At 69.2% G+C, this 17,441-nt stretch carries 13 protein-coding genes and 1 pseudogene; 11 read left to right on the forward strand and 3 right to left on the reverse strand.

Annotated elements, in window-relative coordinates:
* The first annotated feature begins 235 nt into the window (after positions 1-235).
* The 4 genes from ACFZDL_RS05875 to ACFZDL_RS05890 all read left to right on the forward strand — a co-directional run bounded on the left by ACFZDL_RS05875 (position 236) and on the right by ACFZDL_RS05890 (position 4,037).
* Positions 236-1,150, forward strand: a complete 915-nt coding sequence (locus ACFZDL_RS05875; RefSeq protein ID WP_353592132.1) for an MBL fold metallo-hydrolase — start codon at positions 236-238, stop codon at positions 1,148-1,150.
* Positions 1,151-1,172: 22 nt separating this feature from the next.
* Positions 1,173-2,663: a carboxylesterase family protein gene (locus tag ACFZDL_RS05880; RefSeq protein ID WP_353592133.1), complete on the forward strand. Its 1,491-nt coding sequence runs from the start codon at positions 1,173-1,175 to the stop codon at positions 2,661-2,663.
* A gap of 44 nt (positions 2,664-2,707) precedes the next feature.
* A complete protein-coding gene (locus ACFZDL_RS05885; RefSeq protein ID WP_353592134.1) occupies positions 2,708-3,091 on the forward strand; it encodes a Rid family hydrolase in 384 nt (127 codons plus the stop codon).
* A 508-nt stretch (positions 3,092-3,599) separates the two neighbouring features.
* On the forward strand, positions 3,600-4,037 hold the full coding sequence (locus tag ACFZDL_RS05890) for a cupin domain-containing protein (protein ID WP_353592135.1): 438 nt from the start codon (positions 3,600-3,602) through the stop codon (positions 4,035-4,037).
* A 463-nt stretch (positions 4,038-4,500) separates the two neighbouring features.
* Here the strand turns inward: ACFZDL_RS05890 and ACFZDL_RS05895 are convergent, their stop codons facing one another.
* Positions 4,501-5,439 carry an ADP-ribosylation family protein gene (locus ACFZDL_RS05895; RefSeq protein WP_353592156.1) on the reverse strand — a complete coding sequence of 313 codons (939 nt, stop codon included), beginning with the start codon at positions 5,437-5,439 and terminating at the stop codon, positions 4,501-4,503.
* A 12-nt stretch (positions 5,440-5,451) separates the two neighbouring features.
* Between ACFZDL_RS05895 and ACFZDL_RS05900 the strand changes: the two genes are divergently transcribed.
* Entirely contained in the window at positions 5,452-6,249 is a 798-nt protein-coding gene (locus tag ACFZDL_RS05900; RefSeq protein WP_353592158.1) for a hypothetical protein, read from the forward strand.
* On the forward strand, positions 6,176-6,562 hold the full coding sequence (locus tag ACFZDL_RS05905; RefSeq protein WP_353592136.1) for a ParA family protein: 387 nt from the start codon (positions 6,176-6,178) through the stop codon (positions 6,560-6,562). The genes ACFZDL_RS05900 and ACFZDL_RS05905 overlap by 74 nt, the downstream gene beginning before the upstream one ends.
* 117 nt (positions 6,563-6,679) lie before the next feature.
* Here the strand turns inward: ACFZDL_RS05905 and ACFZDL_RS05910 are convergent.
* Positions 6,680-6,837: pseudogene (locus ACFZDL_RS05910) on the reverse strand (MFS transporter); the annotation flags it as partial.
* Positions 6,838-6,993: 156 nt separating this feature from the next.
* Here ACFZDL_RS05910 and ACFZDL_RS05915 point away from each other — a divergent pair.
* The 3 genes from ACFZDL_RS05915 to ACFZDL_RS05925 all read left to right on the forward strand — a co-directional run bounded on the left by ACFZDL_RS05915 (position 6,994) and on the right by ACFZDL_RS05925 (position 13,808).
* Positions 6,994-8,214: a metallophosphoesterase gene (locus tag ACFZDL_RS05915; RefSeq protein ID WP_353592137.1), complete on the forward strand. Its 1,221-nt coding sequence runs from the start codon at positions 6,994-6,996 to the stop codon at positions 8,212-8,214.
* Between the two features lie 698 nt (positions 8,215-8,912).
* Positions 8,913-12,338 carry a protein kinase gene (locus ACFZDL_RS05920; RefSeq protein ID WP_353592138.1) on the forward strand — a complete coding sequence of 1,142 codons (3,426 nt, stop codon included), beginning with the start codon at positions 8,913-8,915 and terminating at the stop codon, positions 12,336-12,338.
* A 102-nt stretch (positions 12,339-12,440) separates the two neighbouring features.
* Positions 12,441-13,808: a protein kinase gene (locus tag ACFZDL_RS05925; protein ID WP_353592139.1), complete on the forward strand. Its 1,368-nt coding sequence runs from the start codon at positions 12,441-12,443 to the stop codon at positions 13,806-13,808.
* Positions 13,809-13,909: 101 nt separating this feature from the next.
* Here the strand turns inward: ACFZDL_RS05925 and ACFZDL_RS05930 are convergent, their stop codons facing one another.
* Positions 13,910-16,312 carry a hypothetical protein gene (locus tag ACFZDL_RS05930; RefSeq protein WP_353592140.1) on the reverse strand — a complete coding sequence of 801 codons (2,403 nt, stop codon included), beginning with the start codon at positions 16,310-16,312 and terminating at the stop codon, positions 13,910-13,912.
* Between the two features lie 204 nt (positions 16,313-16,516).
* Between ACFZDL_RS05930 and ACFZDL_RS05935 the strand changes: the two genes are divergently transcribed.
* Complete coding sequence (locus ACFZDL_RS05935; RefSeq protein WP_353592141.1) at positions 16,517-17,062, forward strand: hypothetical protein; 546 nt, start codon at positions 16,517-16,519, stop codon at positions 17,060-17,062.
* A gap of 218 nt (positions 17,063-17,280) precedes the next feature.
* Positions 17,281-17,441, forward strand: a 161-nt coding sequence (locus ACFZDL_RS05940; protein WP_353592157.1) for a DUF4916 domain-containing protein, incomplete at its 3' end; no start/stop codon positions are given.

Below are 17,441 nucleotides of genomic sequence, written 5' to 3' on the forward strand. Positions count from 1 at the left end.
CGGCCCTGTTCCCACCGGCGCAGACCCGACGGTCTGATGTCCGCACCCGACCTCGGCGACGGGACCGCCCGAGGCCGAAGACGCCGCAGCTGCGGTTACGGCGCCACCGGTGTACTGCCCCGCAGGGGCGAGGCACCCGCATACCCGGCATAAGCAGCCGCTCATCCGCATCTCGCCCGCGCCCGCCGCCCGAGCCTGCGGAATCGATTCGGAATCGATCGAACTGGAGAGAATCGTGGACACCATCACCCTGGGCGATGTCACGCTCACCCGTGTCTGGGAATACTTCGGTCCTGTTGACATGACACCCGAGACGTTCTTCCCCGAGAGCACGGCGGAGGCGTGGGAAACCCACCGTTCCTGGCTGGTTCCGGACTTCCTGGACGCCGAGACCCGGATCGTCAACTCGGCGATCCAGACCTGGGTGCTGCGCAGCGAGGGCAAGACCATCCTGGTCGACACCGGCGTCGGCAACCACAAGGACCGGCCGTACGCGCCCGTGTGGAACCGGCTGAACACCGACTTCCTGGGCAACCTCGCCCGCGCCGGGGTCCGCCCCGAGGATGTCGACATCGTGATCAACACGCACCTGCACATCGACCACGTCGGCTGGAACACCTACCTCGACGGCCGGACCTGGGTGCCGACGTTCCCCAACGCCACCTACCTCATGCCCAAGGCGGACTTCGACTTCTGGAACCCCGCCAACGAACACAAGCCCCTGCTCGGCCGCGGCAACCAGAACGTCTTCGAGGACAGCGTCGCCCCCGTGCACGAGGCCGGCCGGACCCGGCTCTGGGAGGACAGCCACCGGATCGACGGCAATCTGCGCCTCGATCTCGCCCCCGGCCACACCCCGGGCTCGTCGGTGCTGACGCTGGAGTCCGGATCCGACCGGGCCCTCTTCGTCGGTGACCTGCTGCACAGCCCGGTCCAGATCCACGAGCCCGACGCGAACAGCTGCTTCTGCGAGGACCCCGCGGGCGCCCGCGTCACCCGCCACAAGCTCCTGGGCTGGGCGGTCGACAACAACGCCCTCGTCATCCCCGCGCACCTGGGCGGCCACGGCGCCGCCGAAGTCGTCCGCGAGGGCAGCACGTTCGCCATCAAGGGCTGGGCGCCCTTCGCCCCGTACACCGAGCAGGTCTGAACCCCTGCGGAAAGGCATCGCTGTGAACCACCACCCCGACCCCGTCGTGACCACCGTTCAGGGAGCCGTGCGTGGTCTGCGCCAAGGCGACACCCTCACCTTCCTGAACATCCCCTACGCAGCCCCGCCCCGCGCCGCCGGCCGGTTCGCGCCGCCGCAGCCGCACGAGCCGTGGGACGGCGTACGGGACGCCACCGTGCCGGGGCCCAACGCACCGCAGTCCGAGCGCAAGCTCGGCAGCGTGGACATGACCCCCTACTTCGGCACCGGCTGGAGCCGCGGCGAGGACTACCTCACGGTCAACGTCTTCACACCCGCCGCCGCGAACGGCGACCTGCCCGTCATGGTGTTCGTCCACGGCGGCGGATTCGTCGCCGGATCGACCCGGTCCGCGATGTACGACGGCTCCGCCTTCGCCCGCGACGGCGTGGTCCTGGTCACCCTCAACTACCGACTCGGCATCGCCGGGTTCCTCGACCTCCCCGGCGCGCCCGCCAACCGCGGCCTGCTCGATGTCGTCGCCGCGCTGCGCTGGGTGCGGGAGAACATCGCCGCCTTCGGCGGTGACCCGCGCAACGTCACCCTCTTCGGCCAGTCGGCCGGGGCGACCATCGTCGGCGGCGTCCTCGCCACCCCCGAAGCCGCCGGCCTGTTCCGCCGCGCGATCGTCCAAAGCGGCAGCGGCCAGGGAGCGTTCACCACCGAGCAGGCCGCCCGCGTCACCAAGGCGGCGGCCGAGGCCCTGGGCATCGAGCCCCACGCCGATGCCTTCGCGGACATCCCCGACGAACGCCTGGTCCAGGCCGCCTCCCAGCTCGCGGGCATCGACCTGCAGACCGAGACCCACGGCGACCCGCTGATCGGCCTCAGCCCCTTCAGCCTCGTCCTCGACACACAGCCCGCCACATCCGTCGCCGCCGGCCTGAGCGCCGACGTCGACCTGCTCATCGGCACCAACACCGAAGAGGGAAACCTCTACCTGGTCCCGGTGGGCAAGTACGCCACCTCGACCGCCGCCGACGTCGACGAGGCCGCAGCACGCTCGCACCCGAATCCAGCGCGGCTCGTCGAGACCTACCGCACGTCGCGCCCTGAGGCGTCCTTCGCCGAACTGCGGTCCGCCATCATGGCCGACGCGCTGTTCGGCGCGGGCAGCTGGGCCCTGGCCGACGCCCATGCCGCCCACCCGGAGTCTGCCACCTACGCCTACGAATTCGCCTGGCGTTCCCGGGCCCTGGACGGAGAGCTCGGCGCCACCCACGCGGTGGAGCTGCCCTTCGTCTTCGACCTCGCCGACCGGCCCGAGCTGAACGGCCCCGCCGCCCTGCTCGGCCCCGACAAGCCCCCCGCGGACCTCGCCACCCGCATGCACGGGACCTGGATCAGGTTCGCCAGGACCGGCGACCCCGGCTGGCACCCGTACGACACCGAGCGCAGGGCCACCATGCACATCGACACCGAGTGGACCCAGGCCGACGACCCCCGCAGCCAGGAACGACAGGCCTGGAGCTGACCCCGCACATGTGCCCTGCCTCCTCACCCCCTTCAAGGAACACCATGACCAGAACCGTCATCACCACCGAGAACGCACCCTCCCTGCCGGCCCCGCTGTCCCAGGGCATCCGCAAGGGCCCCGTCCTGCAGGTCTCCGGGCAGCTCCCGCTCGATCCGGACACGGGCGCTGTCGTCGGCACCACGGTCGCCGAGCAGACCACGCAGACACTGCGCAACGTCACCGCCGTACTCAAGGCGGGCGGCGCGGGCCTGGAGGACGTCGTGATGCTCCGCGTGTACCTCACCGATCCCGCCCATCTGGCCGAGATGAACGAGGCGTATGCCGCGGCCGTCGGTGAGCCCTTCCCCGCCCGCACCACCGTCTACATGCAGCTTCCGCCGGGACTGCTCGTGGAGGTCGACGCCCTGGCAGTGCTGGACGACTGATCAGGATGGCCGGTCGTCTGACGAGGGCGTGCACCAACCTGAGGGTTCCACCGGCGCGACTGCTCGACACCCTGTGCGCAGTGGCCGGACGACCGGCACCTCCCCGGGGGCCTCATCGCGTACGCCGCGTCTACGGGCGGGTGCTCCAGGCAGTGGGGTCGTCGCCGCCGGGCATGCTGCAACCGGGCGATGTGAGTGCGGCCACTGACGTGCGCGCGGGCCTTTTGAACGCTGAACGATGACATGGCGCGATGCGGTCTCGACGCCGCTGGCTCCCGGATTGCGGCGGCCGCCGACGGGAGGCACGGTGGTGTCGGGACCGTTTGGACGAGGCAGAAGGCACACGGCGTGTCGCGGATGCGGGCTGTGGCTTGTCCTCATCGCGAAGCGAGTGTGAGCCGGGAACCGGCGAACTTGGTCACCGCCGAACGAGTGGGTCGATACACCGGTCCGGGCGGTGGCCGACACAAGATCGTTCATTCCGGGCAGGCTTACGGAGGTCTGGTACATGTCCGCGAAGAACCCAGAGCACGGGAGTACCCACGAAGTCTCCTTGCCGCCCGAAGTCAAGTTGCTACAGGAAGTCACTCCACCCTTCTTTCCCGAAGGTGGTTCGGGAATGACCATCCTCGTCGAGTGGCCTCCCGGTCACCCCGGGCTCCCTCCGCATCGCCACTCGGGCCCGTCGTTCGGCTACGTGATGGAGGGCGCGCTCCGGTTCGAGCTCGAGGGTGAGCCGGAGCGTGTGGTCGAGGCCGGTGGGACGTTCTGGGAGCCAGGCGGTGACGTGATCCACTACCAGGACGGCAACGCCCTGTCGGACGCACCGACCAAGTTCGTGGTGACCATGCTGTGCGCGCCGGGTCAGCCGATGCTCACGCTGGTCGATGAGGAGGAGCTGAAGGAACGGGCGCAACTGCGCGCCCCGCGTCCCTCCGAAGGCTGACCCGCGAGACGACAAGAGTGCGGAGTCAGCTGAGTAATGGAGTCCACCTCTTTCGGACCTGCGTCCCGAGTTGCCCCGGTTTCCGTAACGTGACGGTGATTCAGGCCGCGAGCGGACGGTGTGCGCCGGTGGCGCAGTGGTGAGCAGCACGCGCGCGGCTACGACACCGTCCGCACGGCGGGAGGATCGAACCGGGCCTTGCCTCGCGTTTCGTCGGCTCCAACAGCCGTCGGCGCCACTTGTGGAACCACGCCTCGGACACGCCGGGTGCCGACTTAGACCGACCGGCAAATGGTGAGGCGTGTGCTTGTCGGTAGTCCCGGATGCATTGCAGGCACGAGCCTGAGTGATCACGGAGTTCTCACGGTCAGTGATCAATCGGAGGGCTCGCGCCTGTGGTGCCCTCATGCCCGCTCGAACCGCTGTGGGACCGGTTCGGGGCATCATAGTCCTGAGTTACCGTTCAGTCGGGCTTGGCCCAGGGGATCTTCCGTTCGCGGAGGTCGAGTTCGGTGAGTTCGGCGAGGTTGTCACGCCCCAGGGCCCGGTACGCCATCGCCAGGAGTTCGGCGGCGTGGCGTTCGCGTTCGGGGATGCTGGTGCGGCGGGGCTGGGTGTTGTCGTCGCTGATGAAGTGGAGGTCGCGCCCCAGGGCCAACGCTTCGGCCGGGTCACCGGCACTGCAGCGGTCTTTTGCCTTCGTGACCAGCTCGTGCAAGGTCGGCCGGTCGGTGGTGAGCGCTTCCCGGATTCGATCGGTCAGCGCTCGGTCCTCGCACGCGCGTTGGGGACCTCGGTCGAGTACCGTCTCCCCCGTGACCAGGGCCCCCGCTCCGTCGAGGGTGGTGATGCGGGCTGGGTCGACGGTGCTGTACCAGTCGTCGCCGCGTCCGCACCGCAGATCGTACTCGCGGCCTTGCTCAGGGCGGTCGCCCGTCTCGTAGCGCATCAGTGTCTCCCGCAGCAGTCGAACCCGGTATCCGGCGGGCACCCGGGCTCCGTCGCTGTCGTCCCCGTCGTCGCTGTGGTGCAGGAAGAAGTTCTCGATCTTCGCACGGACCACCTCGAGGGGCGTGCCCTCGTCGGGGAAGCCGAAGTCGGAGTTGTCTTTGGGGCTGTGGCCGAGAACTCCCGTGCACGTACGCCCGTCGTCGAACCACAAGCCGTAGTGTTCTCCGGGGTATTCGCCGTTGAGAAAGGTGATGAACTCCGGCGGGTCCCAGTAGTAGCGCCAGTGCATGCGCGGGTCCGAGCCGTCGGCCGGCTGCCACGCCGGGTCGTCGAAGACGGCCATGATCCCGCACGCGTACAGGTTCAGATCCTCGTCGAAGGCGGTGCGTTCGACCGGGCCGAGCGCGAGAAGGAATTCCCAGAATCGGAAGGCCGACTCGGGCAGAACCACTCCCCACACCTCGTGGCAGCGCCGTTCGATCGCGGGGCGGTCCCGCCGCACGCGCTCTGCGGCGGCACGGCGGAGGCCCGGATGGTCCTCGGCCCGGGCAACGTCGGCCTTCCAGCGCAGGTAGACCCGATCGGCCGCGGCCCGCTCGGCAAAGTACAGGCGCTCACGGGCCCGGTCCCAAATGGAGGGTTCCGGTTCCCCGGTACCGAAGATGGCCGCAAGCAGGCGGTCCTCGGGCGTGGGCTCGAAGTCGGCAGGGCCGCCACGGGCCCGACGGACTATGTCTGGCAGCCAATGCGCAACGTCATGTTGCAGCACCCGGATCAGATCGGCGGTCTCGAGCCCGGACAGTTCACGGTCGAAGGCGTCCAGAACGTCCGCCCGGCGGGCCTCGTGACGGGCACGAACATAAGCCTCGTGTTCGACATACGCATCCCATTCGGCGGCCAGGTCCGTGACGGGGAGGTCCAGCCGTTCGACGAAGAAGGCCAAGTCCTCCGCTCGGGCCGCGGCCGCGTGCTCGCTGTCCACCCACGCTCGGAATGCGCCGATCGTGTCCGCGGCCGGGCAAAGATCCCCACGCGCGACGGTCACCACTTCGGGCTGTCCAGTCAGCGCGCCGATGATTCGGACCGGTGTCTGTTCTTCCTCCCATCCGTCGTCGTACTCGCCCTCGTCTGCGATCCCGACATCTCCGTCGGCCTCGACAACCGCGTCTGCTTCCAGCGCTTCACCGATGTACTCCCGATACATACCTCGGGTGACCTTGACCCATCGCGTCATCAGTCCGGACTCATACTGGGGACTTGAACACATACCCACATCCCATCATCCGGGTACGACAACTCCATGCCCCTGCAGCGGCATCTCGGCGATCCGCCTTCAACAACACCCCCGAATAAGGCCGGACACCTTCGATTACACGCTGATCGACTGCCCGCCTTCACTGTTCCATCTCACCCAGCTCAGCATGACGGCTGCGGATCATGCGCTCGTGGTCACCGAGCCAAGGTACGACTCGGCGGAAGCAGCCACCCGCGTCCGGGACTTCATCACGGAGAGAGCCGCGGATCCAGCGAACCCGGAAACTGAAGCCCCGGATGCATTGCAGGCACAAGCCTGAGTGATCACGGAGTTCTCATGCTCAGTGATCAATCGGCGGGTGCCGGTGCCCGCGGCGGTGGCCTGGATGCGCGAGGTCGTCGACGAGGTCCTCCTCGTCGAGTTCTGCCGCACCGCCCTAGCCGATCCAGCGCGGCAGCCGCACGCTGAGGGCAACCGTCAGGGCCACGCCACTGGTTGGGCCAGCAGTGTCCGGACCAGGGCGTCGCGCATGCCCATGCCCGGGACCAGGGACAGGGTGCCCCCAGATGGCCACCCCAGGGCGAGGTCCGACTGCCCTCCCTCAGCGCTACGAACGAATTGCCCCCCAGCGCGGCCTGACCTGCCGTCTCGACCATGAAGGTCAACGACGCTGAGGCTGCTGGCGGCCGGCCGGCCCAAGGTGACCGGATACAGTGCGCGAGACGGCAGCCTGGGTCAGGGAGGGGAAACGTGACCGACACCAGCAACACCCGGCCCGCCGAGGGTGAAGCGCAAGCGCCGCGGCAGAGCCGACTGCACCGCCTGATGCGCTACATCCCTCTGATCGGCCCCGTCCTGCTGTGGGCCGTGCCCTGCTGGGTGCTCCTGTACAGCGGCCAGCACTGGCCGCTGCCCGTCACACTGGCCGGCACCGCCCTGTTCGCCCTCGGTCTCATCGGTATGCCGCTCGCGATGGTGCGCGGCCACGGCCGGCGCCAGCAGGATCGGGCGGCGATCATCGGCGACACCCTGCTGGGCGCCAGCTGGATTCTGTTCACCTGGTCCGTTCTGCTCGGCGTCCTCTTGCGGCTCGCCCTGACCGTGGCCGGCGTCGGCGAGAGCCAGGACCGGGCCCGAATCGTCACCTGGGCCGTCCTCGGCATAACCGCCGTACTGCTCGCCTGGGGGTACGCCGAGGCCCGCCGCGTGCCACGCGTGCGCCGACTCGACGTGCAACTCCCACGGCTGGGTGCGGGCTTGGACGGCGTCCGCGTCGTCCTCATCACCGACACCCACTACGGTCCGCTCGATCGCACTCACTGGTCGGCGCGGGTATGCGAGACGGTGAACACTCTGGAGGCCGACCTGGTCTGCCACACCGGCGACATCGCCGACGGCACGGCCGAACGCCGCCGCGCCCAGGCCGCCCCACTCGGTACCGTGCGGGCCACCCGGGGCCGTGTATACGTCACCGGCAACCACGAGTACTACAGCGAGGCCCAGGGCTGGGTCGACCTGATGGACGAGCTGGGCTGGGAGCCGCTGCGCAACCGCCATCTGCTGCTCGAACGCGGAGGCGACACCCTCGTGGTCGCCGGCGTGGATGACGTCACCGCCGAGTCCTCCGGCCTGGCAGGCCACCGCGCCCACCTCGCCGGAGCCTTGAACGGCGCCGACCCCGACCTACCCGTCCTGCTCCTGGCACACCAGCCCAAGTTCATCGACCGGGCAGCAGCCGCCGGCATCGACCTCCAACTCTCCGGCCACACCCACGGTGGCCAGATCTGGCCCTTCCACCACCTCGTCCGCATCGACCAGCCCGCCCTCGCCGGCCTCAGCCACCACGGCCCCCGCACCCTCCTCTACACCAGCCGCGGCACCGGCTTCTGGGGCCCGCCGTTCCGCGTCTTCGCCCCCAGCGAGATCACCCTGCTCGTGCTCCGCTCCCCGCACCAGCCCACCTCGACATAGCACTCGACGGGCCGGCACATCCGCTTCGAGCGGTCCACGAGCCGAGGATGCGGCGTCGACAGATGACCAGGCCCGTCTGGCTGAGGACAAGATCCGGACCATTCCCGGGCCGATGGCTCGAACCGTGACCCCGGAGCCGCCGACAGCGGGGCCGTCACCGTGCAGGCCGATCACGCCACCGCAGAGGGGGCGGAACGCCTTGCCGACCGTGCGCTCGCCGAACTCGGCCATGCGGACCACATCAACGATCCGTCAGATCGGCTCACCGGCCTTGTCTTCTGCCGACCCGACCGCCGCGCCAGGAAACTGGCCGACGAGGATGATCGCCCTGGGCCAGCCCCTCCGCATCACCATCGGCCACGCCGCCTGATCAGGGGCGACGAGTTTCCGAACGGCACAGCTCGGTGGGCTGCTCAACGAATACCACACCACGCCTCTCCGATTGCCTCACCAACGACAGAGAACGCCCAGCTCAGCAACCTGATCGGAATAATGACGCCCTTCAGGCCTCCCCGCAGGCGGGCATCTCGGCGAAGGACTGAACGGCGCGCTCCCGCGCCCCCGCGGTGAGCCTGAAACATCGACATCAGGATCGACGAGGTCACATACTGACCCTCGTCGAAATCTGACAGCGGGGCCTTCTGCGTCCGGGCCTTCCAGGACGGCGACTTCTGCCGCAATCACGATGAGGAATCGCAGTGAACGCACCTACGTCGCCGACCGTTTGGGTGACCGGCGAGACCGTCGACGGCCGGTACCGGGTGATCGGCGAGCTTGGCCGGGGCGGGATGGGCGTCGTGCACCGGGTACGGCATCTCGCCTGGGGCATCGACATGGCGGTGAAGAGTTCGCGGCCCGAGCTGTTCCGGAGCCCACGCGATCAGGAGCTGTTCGTCAGGGAGGCCGAGGCGTGGGTGTCCCTCGGGCTCCATCCGAACGTCTGCGCCTGCCATTACGTGCGGGTGATCGACGGTGTCCCCCGCGTGTTCGCCGAGTACGTCGACGGCGGCAGCCTGGCCGAGTGGATCGGCGACGGGCGCCTCTACGCCGGGGATGCGCGGCAGGCCCTCGCCCGTGTTCTCGACACGGCAGTCCAAGCGGCCCGTGGGCTCGAGCACGCCCATCGCAGAGACCTGGTGCACCAGGACGTGAAGCCGGCCAACATTCTGCTCGACGGCACGGGCGCCGCGAAGATCACCGACTTCGGTCTCGCCCGATCCAAGGCCGCCACGGCCCCGGCCGACCTCCAAATAACCCCCGACGTCAGCGTGTTGGTGCCGTCCGGCGGCATGACGGTCGGCTACGCGTCCCCGGAGCAGCTCGCGGGCGAGCCCGTCGGGCGGCGCAGCGATGTCTACAGTTTCGCGGTCTCGGTCCTGGAGATGTTCACCGGCGGTGTGCATTGGGCGGCTGGTTCGGTCGCGGGTCTCGCGCTGGAGGAATACCTGGCCGACCCTTCGAATCCGGTCGCGGCGCCGCCGGAAGTCGCCCACCTGCTCCGGCGCTGCCTGCGGCAGCACCCGGCCCGCCGGCCGGCCTCGATGGCGGACATCGCGGATGTACTGACCGGGATCTACGAGCAGGCGACCGGCTCGGCGTATCCGCGTGCCGCGCCGCAGGCCGCCGATCTGCGCGCCGACGAGCTCAACAACCGTGGCCTGTCGCTCCTCGACCTGGACCGGGCCGCCGACGCCGAGCAGGCCTTCGGCCAGGCGCTCGCGGTCGACCCGCACCACGTCGGGGCCGTGTACAACGGTGGCCTGTTCCGGTGGCGCACGGGGGCGATCACCGATGGGGAACTCGTCGCCCAGTTGGAGGCGATCCCGCGGGGGTCCGACGCGTCCTCCTGGCAGGTGCGGCTGTTTCTGGCCCGGGTCCACCTGGAACGCGGCGACCTCGCGGCGGCACACGACCTGCTCGACGCCCTCGCGCGCGAACGGCCCGACGACACCGACGTACGGGCGGCGCTGCGGGTGGCGGCCTCCGGAACCGTGGCCGATGCCCGTCGCACCAGTACCCGCGAGTTTCGCGAGCCGTTCGCGGTGCCGTTCGCGCCGGTGAAGCTGATCGCCCGGCACGAGGTGATGGGCTACCTGCCGATCCGGTTCTCTCCCGACGGACGCCTCGCGCTGAGCGGCCACTGGGATGGCGTGCTCCGGCTGTGGGACACGGCGACCCGCGCACAGCGGTTGTCAGTCAGGGGCCACCGCACGCAGGTGCTCGGCGTCGACCTCACCCCTGACGGCTCGTACGCACTGTCCACGAGCCGCGATGGCACGGTGCAGTTCTGGGATCTCAGGGCGGGCAGGTGTACCCGCGTCAGCGGCTCCGCCGCACGCGCCACGGGGTGCCCGGTCAGGTTGAGTGCCGACGGGCGCATCGGTGTGTGGCAGGGCGTGGACGGGCGCGTCCAGGTCTGGGAACCGCCGACCGGGACCCACCGGTGGTCGCTCGGGGCAGCGCTCAAGGACGGCGCCCTGGACGGATCGCAGTACGAGGTGAGCGCCGACGGGCGCCATGTGCTCACCGCCGAGGAGGACGGGGCGCGGCTGTGGAGCGTGGCCGATGGCCGGTGCCGGGTGCTGGCCGCCGGCTCGGCGACGCATGCGCTGTGCTTCAGTTCCGATGGGCGGATGGTCGCGGTGGCCGGCAAGGACCGGGTGATCCGGTTGTGGGCCGTGGGGGACGACCAGCGGGTCCGTGCCTTGCGTACGTTGACGGGGCTGACCGCCGCGGCCGGTCACCTGGCCTTCGGTGACAGTGGGCGGCTGCTGCTGTCCGGAACGACCGGTGACCACACCGTTCAGGTCTGGGATCTGAGCAGCGGCCGGTGTCTGCGGACCTTCACCGCCCACGCGTACGGAATGCACCACGTCGGATTCGAGGACAGCGACGACCGGTTCGGCTGCTCCGTCGGCGGACATCCCGAACTGCCCATGCACCAATGGAGGTTGCCCGATACCGCATACGCCGCCGAGCCGCACCTGATCAAGCCGCGCGAGTACGCGGAGGTCAGCCGACTCGGCGGACTGGCCGAGGAACTGCTCGCCGACGCACGCCGGGCGATGTCGGGCGGCCGACACCGTTCAGCCTTCGGCCTGTTGACCCGCGCACGGGAGATACCGGGATACGAGCGCGCGCCCCAGGTCCTGGCCGCCTGGCACGAACTGGGCCGCTCGGCGCGCCACGTACGGCTGCGCTCCGCCTGGTCGCGGCCACTGGACGCCGGCCACCTCTCCTTCGGCGCCATCACGGCGATCGGTGTCGCCGCGGATGTCCGGCTCGCCGTCAGCGGGCAGAGCGACGGCACCGTACGCATCTGGGATCTGGACAGCGGCGCGTGCACGCACGTCCTCGACGATCACCCGGGCAGGGTGGGTGGCGTGGCGTTGAGCGACGACGGCCGGCAGGTCCTGTGCGAGGGCACCAAGCCACTCGCGATCATTCGGCGGCGACTGGCAGACGGCGAGCGCCGTCGGCTGACTCCGGACTGGGATATCAGGAGGACCATCAGGTTCACCGGCGACGGAAGGTATGCCTGGCTCGGCAGCGGCGACGGCGTCCTGCGCCGATGGGACCTGGACGACGACCGCTGCGTCGCGACGATCCCCGGGAACGGCCCGGTCAACGTGATCTCCATGTCCGCGGACGGGCGGCTCGCGGCGGTCGGCGACTCAGGCGGCGTGGTCCGGCTACGGGATCTCGACACCGGAGCCTGCCTGCAGACCTGGACCGGCCCCCGGGAGCCGATCCTCTCGGCGTGTCTGAGCGCCGACGGCCGCCTGGCCATGTCCACACACCAGGTCATGTCCTCGGGCGCCAAGGACGAACCGATCCGGCTGTGGGATGCCGGAGCCGGGCAGTCCGTACGCGAGTTCGCGGGACACGAGGGCTGGGTCTCCGCCGTGCGGTTCACACCCGACGCCCGGTTCGCCTTCTCGGCCGGCCACGACAGGTCCGTACGGATGTGGGAGGTCGCCACCGGCCGATGCCTGCACGTGTTCGAAGGGCACCAACAACGCATCCGGCACCTCGAACTCGCCCCCGACCTGCGCAATCTGGTCTCGGCAGGAGACGACGGCATCCGGCTCTGGGACCTCGACTGGGAGCTGGCGGCCGACTGAGCGGAACGGGACGCCTACGGTCCGACGCCGCGGACGGCACGCTCACCATCACCGCCTCGTCCCCCCGAAGCCCTCCCCTCACACACAAGGAGACGATCCTCTGTGACGCCCTCGGCCACTGTCACGCTCACCCTCGTCGAGGGCCGGGTCAAGCCCGGCGTCTACGTCTTCGAGGAGCGCACCACCTGCGTCCTCGGCCGCTCCACCGACTGTTCGCCACGACTACCCGACGACTCCGACCACAAGACCGTCTCCCGCCACCACTGCCTGCTCGACATCAACCCGCCGGACATCCGCATCCGCGACTTCGGCAGCCTCAACGGCACGTACGTCAACGGCGAGAAGATCGGCCAGCGGCGCCGCGGCCTCACCCCCGAGGAGGCCGTCGCGGATTCCTACCCCGAGCACGACCTCAAGGACGGCGACCGGATCCGCCTCGGTGACACTGTGTTCCGCGTCGACATCACGCGGCCGCAGGTCGCCACCCTGAGGCTCGCGCGCTGCGCCAAGTGCGAGCGCGAGCTGGGCGACGAGGCGGGCGGCCGCCCCGGCGAGTTGCTGTGCGCCGCCTGTCAGGCCCGGCCCGACGCCGTGCTCAAGCTGCTGCTCGAGCTGGCGCACGGCGGCCGCGCCGACCTGATGGCCATCCGCGGCTACTCGGTGATCCGGGAGCTCGGCCGTGGCGGCATGGGCGCGGTGTACCTGGCCCGGCACGAGGCCACCGGCGTCGAGGTGGCGCTGAAGGTGATGCTGCCGAAGGTGGCGGCGAGCGAGACGGCGCGCGCCCGGTTCCTGCGCGAGGTGGCGCTCACCCGGGCCATGAAGCATCCGCACGTCGTCGCGCTGCACGACGCGGGCTTCGGATACGGAACCTTCTATCTGACAACCGAGTTCTGCACCGGCGGCAGCCTGGACCGGCTCGTCGCCGAACGCGGCGGGCGACTCCCGGTCGAGGAAGCGGTGCCCATCGCGGTGCAGGCGCTCAAGGGCCTGGAACACGCGCACGGGCAGGGCGTCGTCCATCGCGACCTGAGCCCCTCCAACATCCTGCTGCACAGGGAGACCGACGGCTCGACGACAGCGAAGATCGCGGACTTCGGCATCGGAAAGGCCTTTGACCAGGCGGGCCTGAGCGGGCTGACACGCTCCGGCACCACGGCCGGCAAGCCGATGTTCATGCCGCGCCAACAGGTCGTCGACTTCCGCAAGGCCACCCCCGCCGTGGACGTCTGGGCATTTGCCGCCTGCCTCTACCACACGCTTACCGGAAGGACCCCGCGCGACTTCCCGCGCGCCAAGGACCCCTGGCAGGTCGTCCTGCAGGAGCCGGCGATCCCGATCCGCCGCCGCGACCCGGCCATCCCACGACGCCTCGCGGAGGTCATCGACACGGCGCTGCGGGAGCACCCCGAGATCGGCTGCGCGAGCGCGGCGGAGCTGCGCAGGGCGCTGGAGCGGGCGGGGTGGTGAGCCCTGACTGCGCCTGACGCCCTGAGCATGGGAGAGGCCCCCTCTCCAGCGCAAGCAGCAGGGAGGGGGCCTCTTCGCGTAGCTGTGGCTACGGGTTGCTCTTAGCTGGTGGTGGTGTTCGCCTTACGGCGGCGCATCCACCAGGTCAGCGCTCCGCCTGCCGCGACGGCGGCGGCGGCGAAGGCGCTGATCAGGCCGACCGGGGTGTCCGATCCGGTGTCGGCGAGGTCGCCGTCAGGGTCCTTCGCGGGTGGCTGGGTGGGCTTGCCGGTGTCACCGGGGCCCGGGGTGGTGGGATCGGGCGCCGGAGTCGACGGGGCGTCGGTCGGCGTCGGCTTCCCCGTGTCCGTGGGGGTCGGCGTGGGGGTGGGGTCGGGCTTGCCGTCGTCGGTCCTCGCGGCCCCGTTCCCACCAAGGAACGTCACATCGGCATCCCGCGCGGAGGTCTGCGCCCGCACGCTGTCCTTCGTGGTCTGGGGAAGGCGCCGGTGTCGCAGCTGGAATTCCGCGGGGGTGATGTTGCGCTTGGGGGCCTTGGAGAAGTCGACGCCGCCGACGAAGAAGGTGTAGACGCGTCCGTCGCCGAGTGGCCATTCGTACGTGAAGTCGCCCTCGGTGAAGGACTTCACCATCTCCTTCCACACGGTGCGCTTGTCCCAGTCGGCGTTCTCACCCCGCAGCGGCCACCGCTTGAGATCGTTGCTGTTGATGATGGGCCGGAAGTCGGTGGCCTTCTTGGCGTCCTGCTGCCGGATCCACTCGGCGGCTACCCGGGACTTGTAGACGCGGCGCAGGTCGGCGTACTTCTTCTCGGTGTTGATCTGCTTCTCAACGTGCGGAACGAGGTAGCGGGTGATCAGCCGGTGGCTGCGCTCCTTCTCCGCCTTGGTGAGCTTCTTCGAGCAGTCCTCGCCCTGCACGGGGGTGTCGAAGTCCATCGCCGCGTGGTTGACCTTGAGCGGGGCGTCGAGGATGTAGATGCCGCCGTCCTGCTCGCGGACCTTCGCCCGGCCGGGAACGATCCAGTTGCGGCCGGATCCCCAGCACGGCACCCCGTCAACCTTGGGGGTGGCGTTCATGAACTCTTTGCCGGGGGACTTCTTGGGGTCCATGGCGCGGGAGAAGTCCCGCTTCATCTCCATGTCGGCTTGGAGGAGGACGCGTCCGGCGTCGGTCTCCCCGAACGCCTTATCCATGATCTTGTCCGGCTGATCCGGGTTCAGGTTCACCCACTGCCTGTCGGGGGTGAGGGCCAGCCATGTGAACAGGGCGTCCGAGGCCAGCTCAAGTTTCGCTTGCCCACCCCAGCCGGGATTGTTGTCCTCGTCGGGCATGAAGTCGGCCTTCATGCTGTAGTCCAGCCCCTTGCCCTTGACGGGGCTGCCGACGTACTGGAGCTCCAAGGTGGAGAAGTCGACGCCGCCGGGGCCTCGGCCGAGGACACCGCGGGTGTTCATCTGGTTGTGCTGGTTCTGGATCTGCCGCGCCTGCGCCGGGTTCTTCCCGGAGCCGTAGGCGATGGAGTTGATCGGCCCCTGGGTGCCGCTGTTCGGACGCGGATTGAACACCGGGTAGGTCTTGGTGTACTTCGTCTGCGGCCACAGCCCCTTCGCCGTCGCCCGCCGCTCCGCGATCCGGATCGGGTTGTTGCCCGACTCTCGTTCGGCGCGGAGCTTGGCGTTCTCCGCCTTGTACTCCCTGGTGGTGGCCCCGTTGGGCTTCTCCCCGGCGAACATGGTGAACTTCGACTTCGTGAAGTCGTACTTCGCGTCCTTGTGGCGAAGGATGATCTTGTCGCTCTTGAACTGGCCCCTCTTCCGTATGCCGTCGGCCTTGAACTCGCCCAGGTCGCCGGTGCGCTGGTTGTAGGCGTCGTAACGCCGGGCGGCGATCTTGTTGCCGTCCTTGTCGAAGATCTCGACCGTGACTTCGCACAGCCAGTCCGGGCCGACGAGGTTGAAGTCCTGGACGGTCTTCCGCTCGAAGACGCCGCCCTTCGCCCGGGAGTGCTGGGCGCCGATCAGGTTCTGTGGCACCCACTTCTTGAACGCCTTCGGGGACGGCTTGCCCTGGATGTAGCGGGCGTAGCGGGCCCAGATGGCGCGCTTCATGTCCTCGGGGTTCTTTGACGCCCGGTAGGCGGCATCCCACCTCTGGACGTCGGCCTTGGTGTTGCCGACCCTGTTCAGGTCGGCGCGGGTAGGCGCGGGAACGTCTTCGAAGCCCTTGAACTCAAGGTTGAAGTAGTACTCCTCGTCCGGGCCGCTCCTGATCCAATGGTGCCGGCCGGTGGGGGCTCCGGAGTTGTTCGGGGTGCGGGGGAACGTCTTGCCGAGGTGCATTTTGTCGCACCGCCCCTCGGACGTGACCTTGGCGTAGTCGCCGGGCGCCGCGTTCGCGGTGGCGGGGAGGCCGACGAGCATCATCCCGGCCGCCGAGGCGACCGCGAGGCAGGAAGCCAGGCGTCGCCGGAGCCGGGTACGGATGGGTATCTGTGTTCTCATGCGTGTCCCTGGTCGTGGGGGGCCATGGGACTGCGGTGGTGCGGGCGGCCGGCTGGTTGGGGCCCCGTGTCAGTTTCGGCCGACCGTCGGCCAACACCCTAGAGGCTCCCAACCGCCCGCGCCGGGAGGGCTGTTGGGCGTGTCGGGTATCGACTTGGCGGCCCTGCAGTGGTGGTGTCCGTGGTGTCTACTACCGTCGAGGGCATGACCGGACCTGACGAGACGTACGACCCGACCCGGCACCCCGACCTGCTCAGGTGGGTGGGTGAGCGCCAGAACGCCCACGAAAGGTGGGCCGAACAGACCTCCTTCGCGGGCGCGCTGGACTTCACCCCGGCCTCCTTGGGGCTCCTGGACGAACTGGTCCGGGAAACCGCGAGCAGCATGGAGGAGGTCACCGATCAGCGCATGACGCCCTTCTTCCAGGGCGCGATCTGGTACGTGGGAGAGGTGTTCTGCCGCCACCAAAAGATGGTGTGGAAGTACATCCCCGACATCGTCAGTGGGGAGCTTGAGCCGTTCTTCGACGCGGCCGGGGAGACCTCTGCGCTCGATCACCCCTGCGTCGGCGCCCCCGATGACCCGGAAAGCTATCTGTACCCGCTGAACATGCTCCGCCGGATCCTCCTCACTGAGGACGAGGTCGGCAACCCGGTCGAAGAAACGCTGTCGTCGATCTTCGCCAATCCCTTCGACGAGGACGACGAAGACGACGGCGAGTGGGCTGCAGCCGCGGGTGGACCAGAGTGACCAGAGGCCGCAGAAGGCAGGATGAGACAGGGTCGCGCGGGCCGAGAAGGACGTCACAATCCGTACGACCCGTGCGGCCGTCGTCACGTCACGGAACCGGCTCCTGTCCGACTCGTCAACAAGCAGCGGCGTACCCAGGTGGCCTTCCTGGTCACTCCGCGATCGGTCCTGGTGCGGCGCGCACGCACAACAGGGCGCGGTGAAAGTACGATCACGCAATGGCTGACATGACCGAAACCACACCCGGTTGGCTGAGTCCCGACAACCTCGAACAGGCACGCGCACAGATGCCGATCCTGTACGTCGAGGCCGTGCCCGTGCGAGTCGACGACAGCGGCGAAGTCACCAGCATCGGGCTACTGCTCCGCATCGGACCGGA

The sequence above is a fragment of the Streptomyces sp. NPDC007917 genome (assembly GCF_042959105.1).
Classification (GTDB): Bacteria; Actinomycetota; Actinomycetes; order Streptomycetales; family Streptomycetaceae; genus Streptomyces.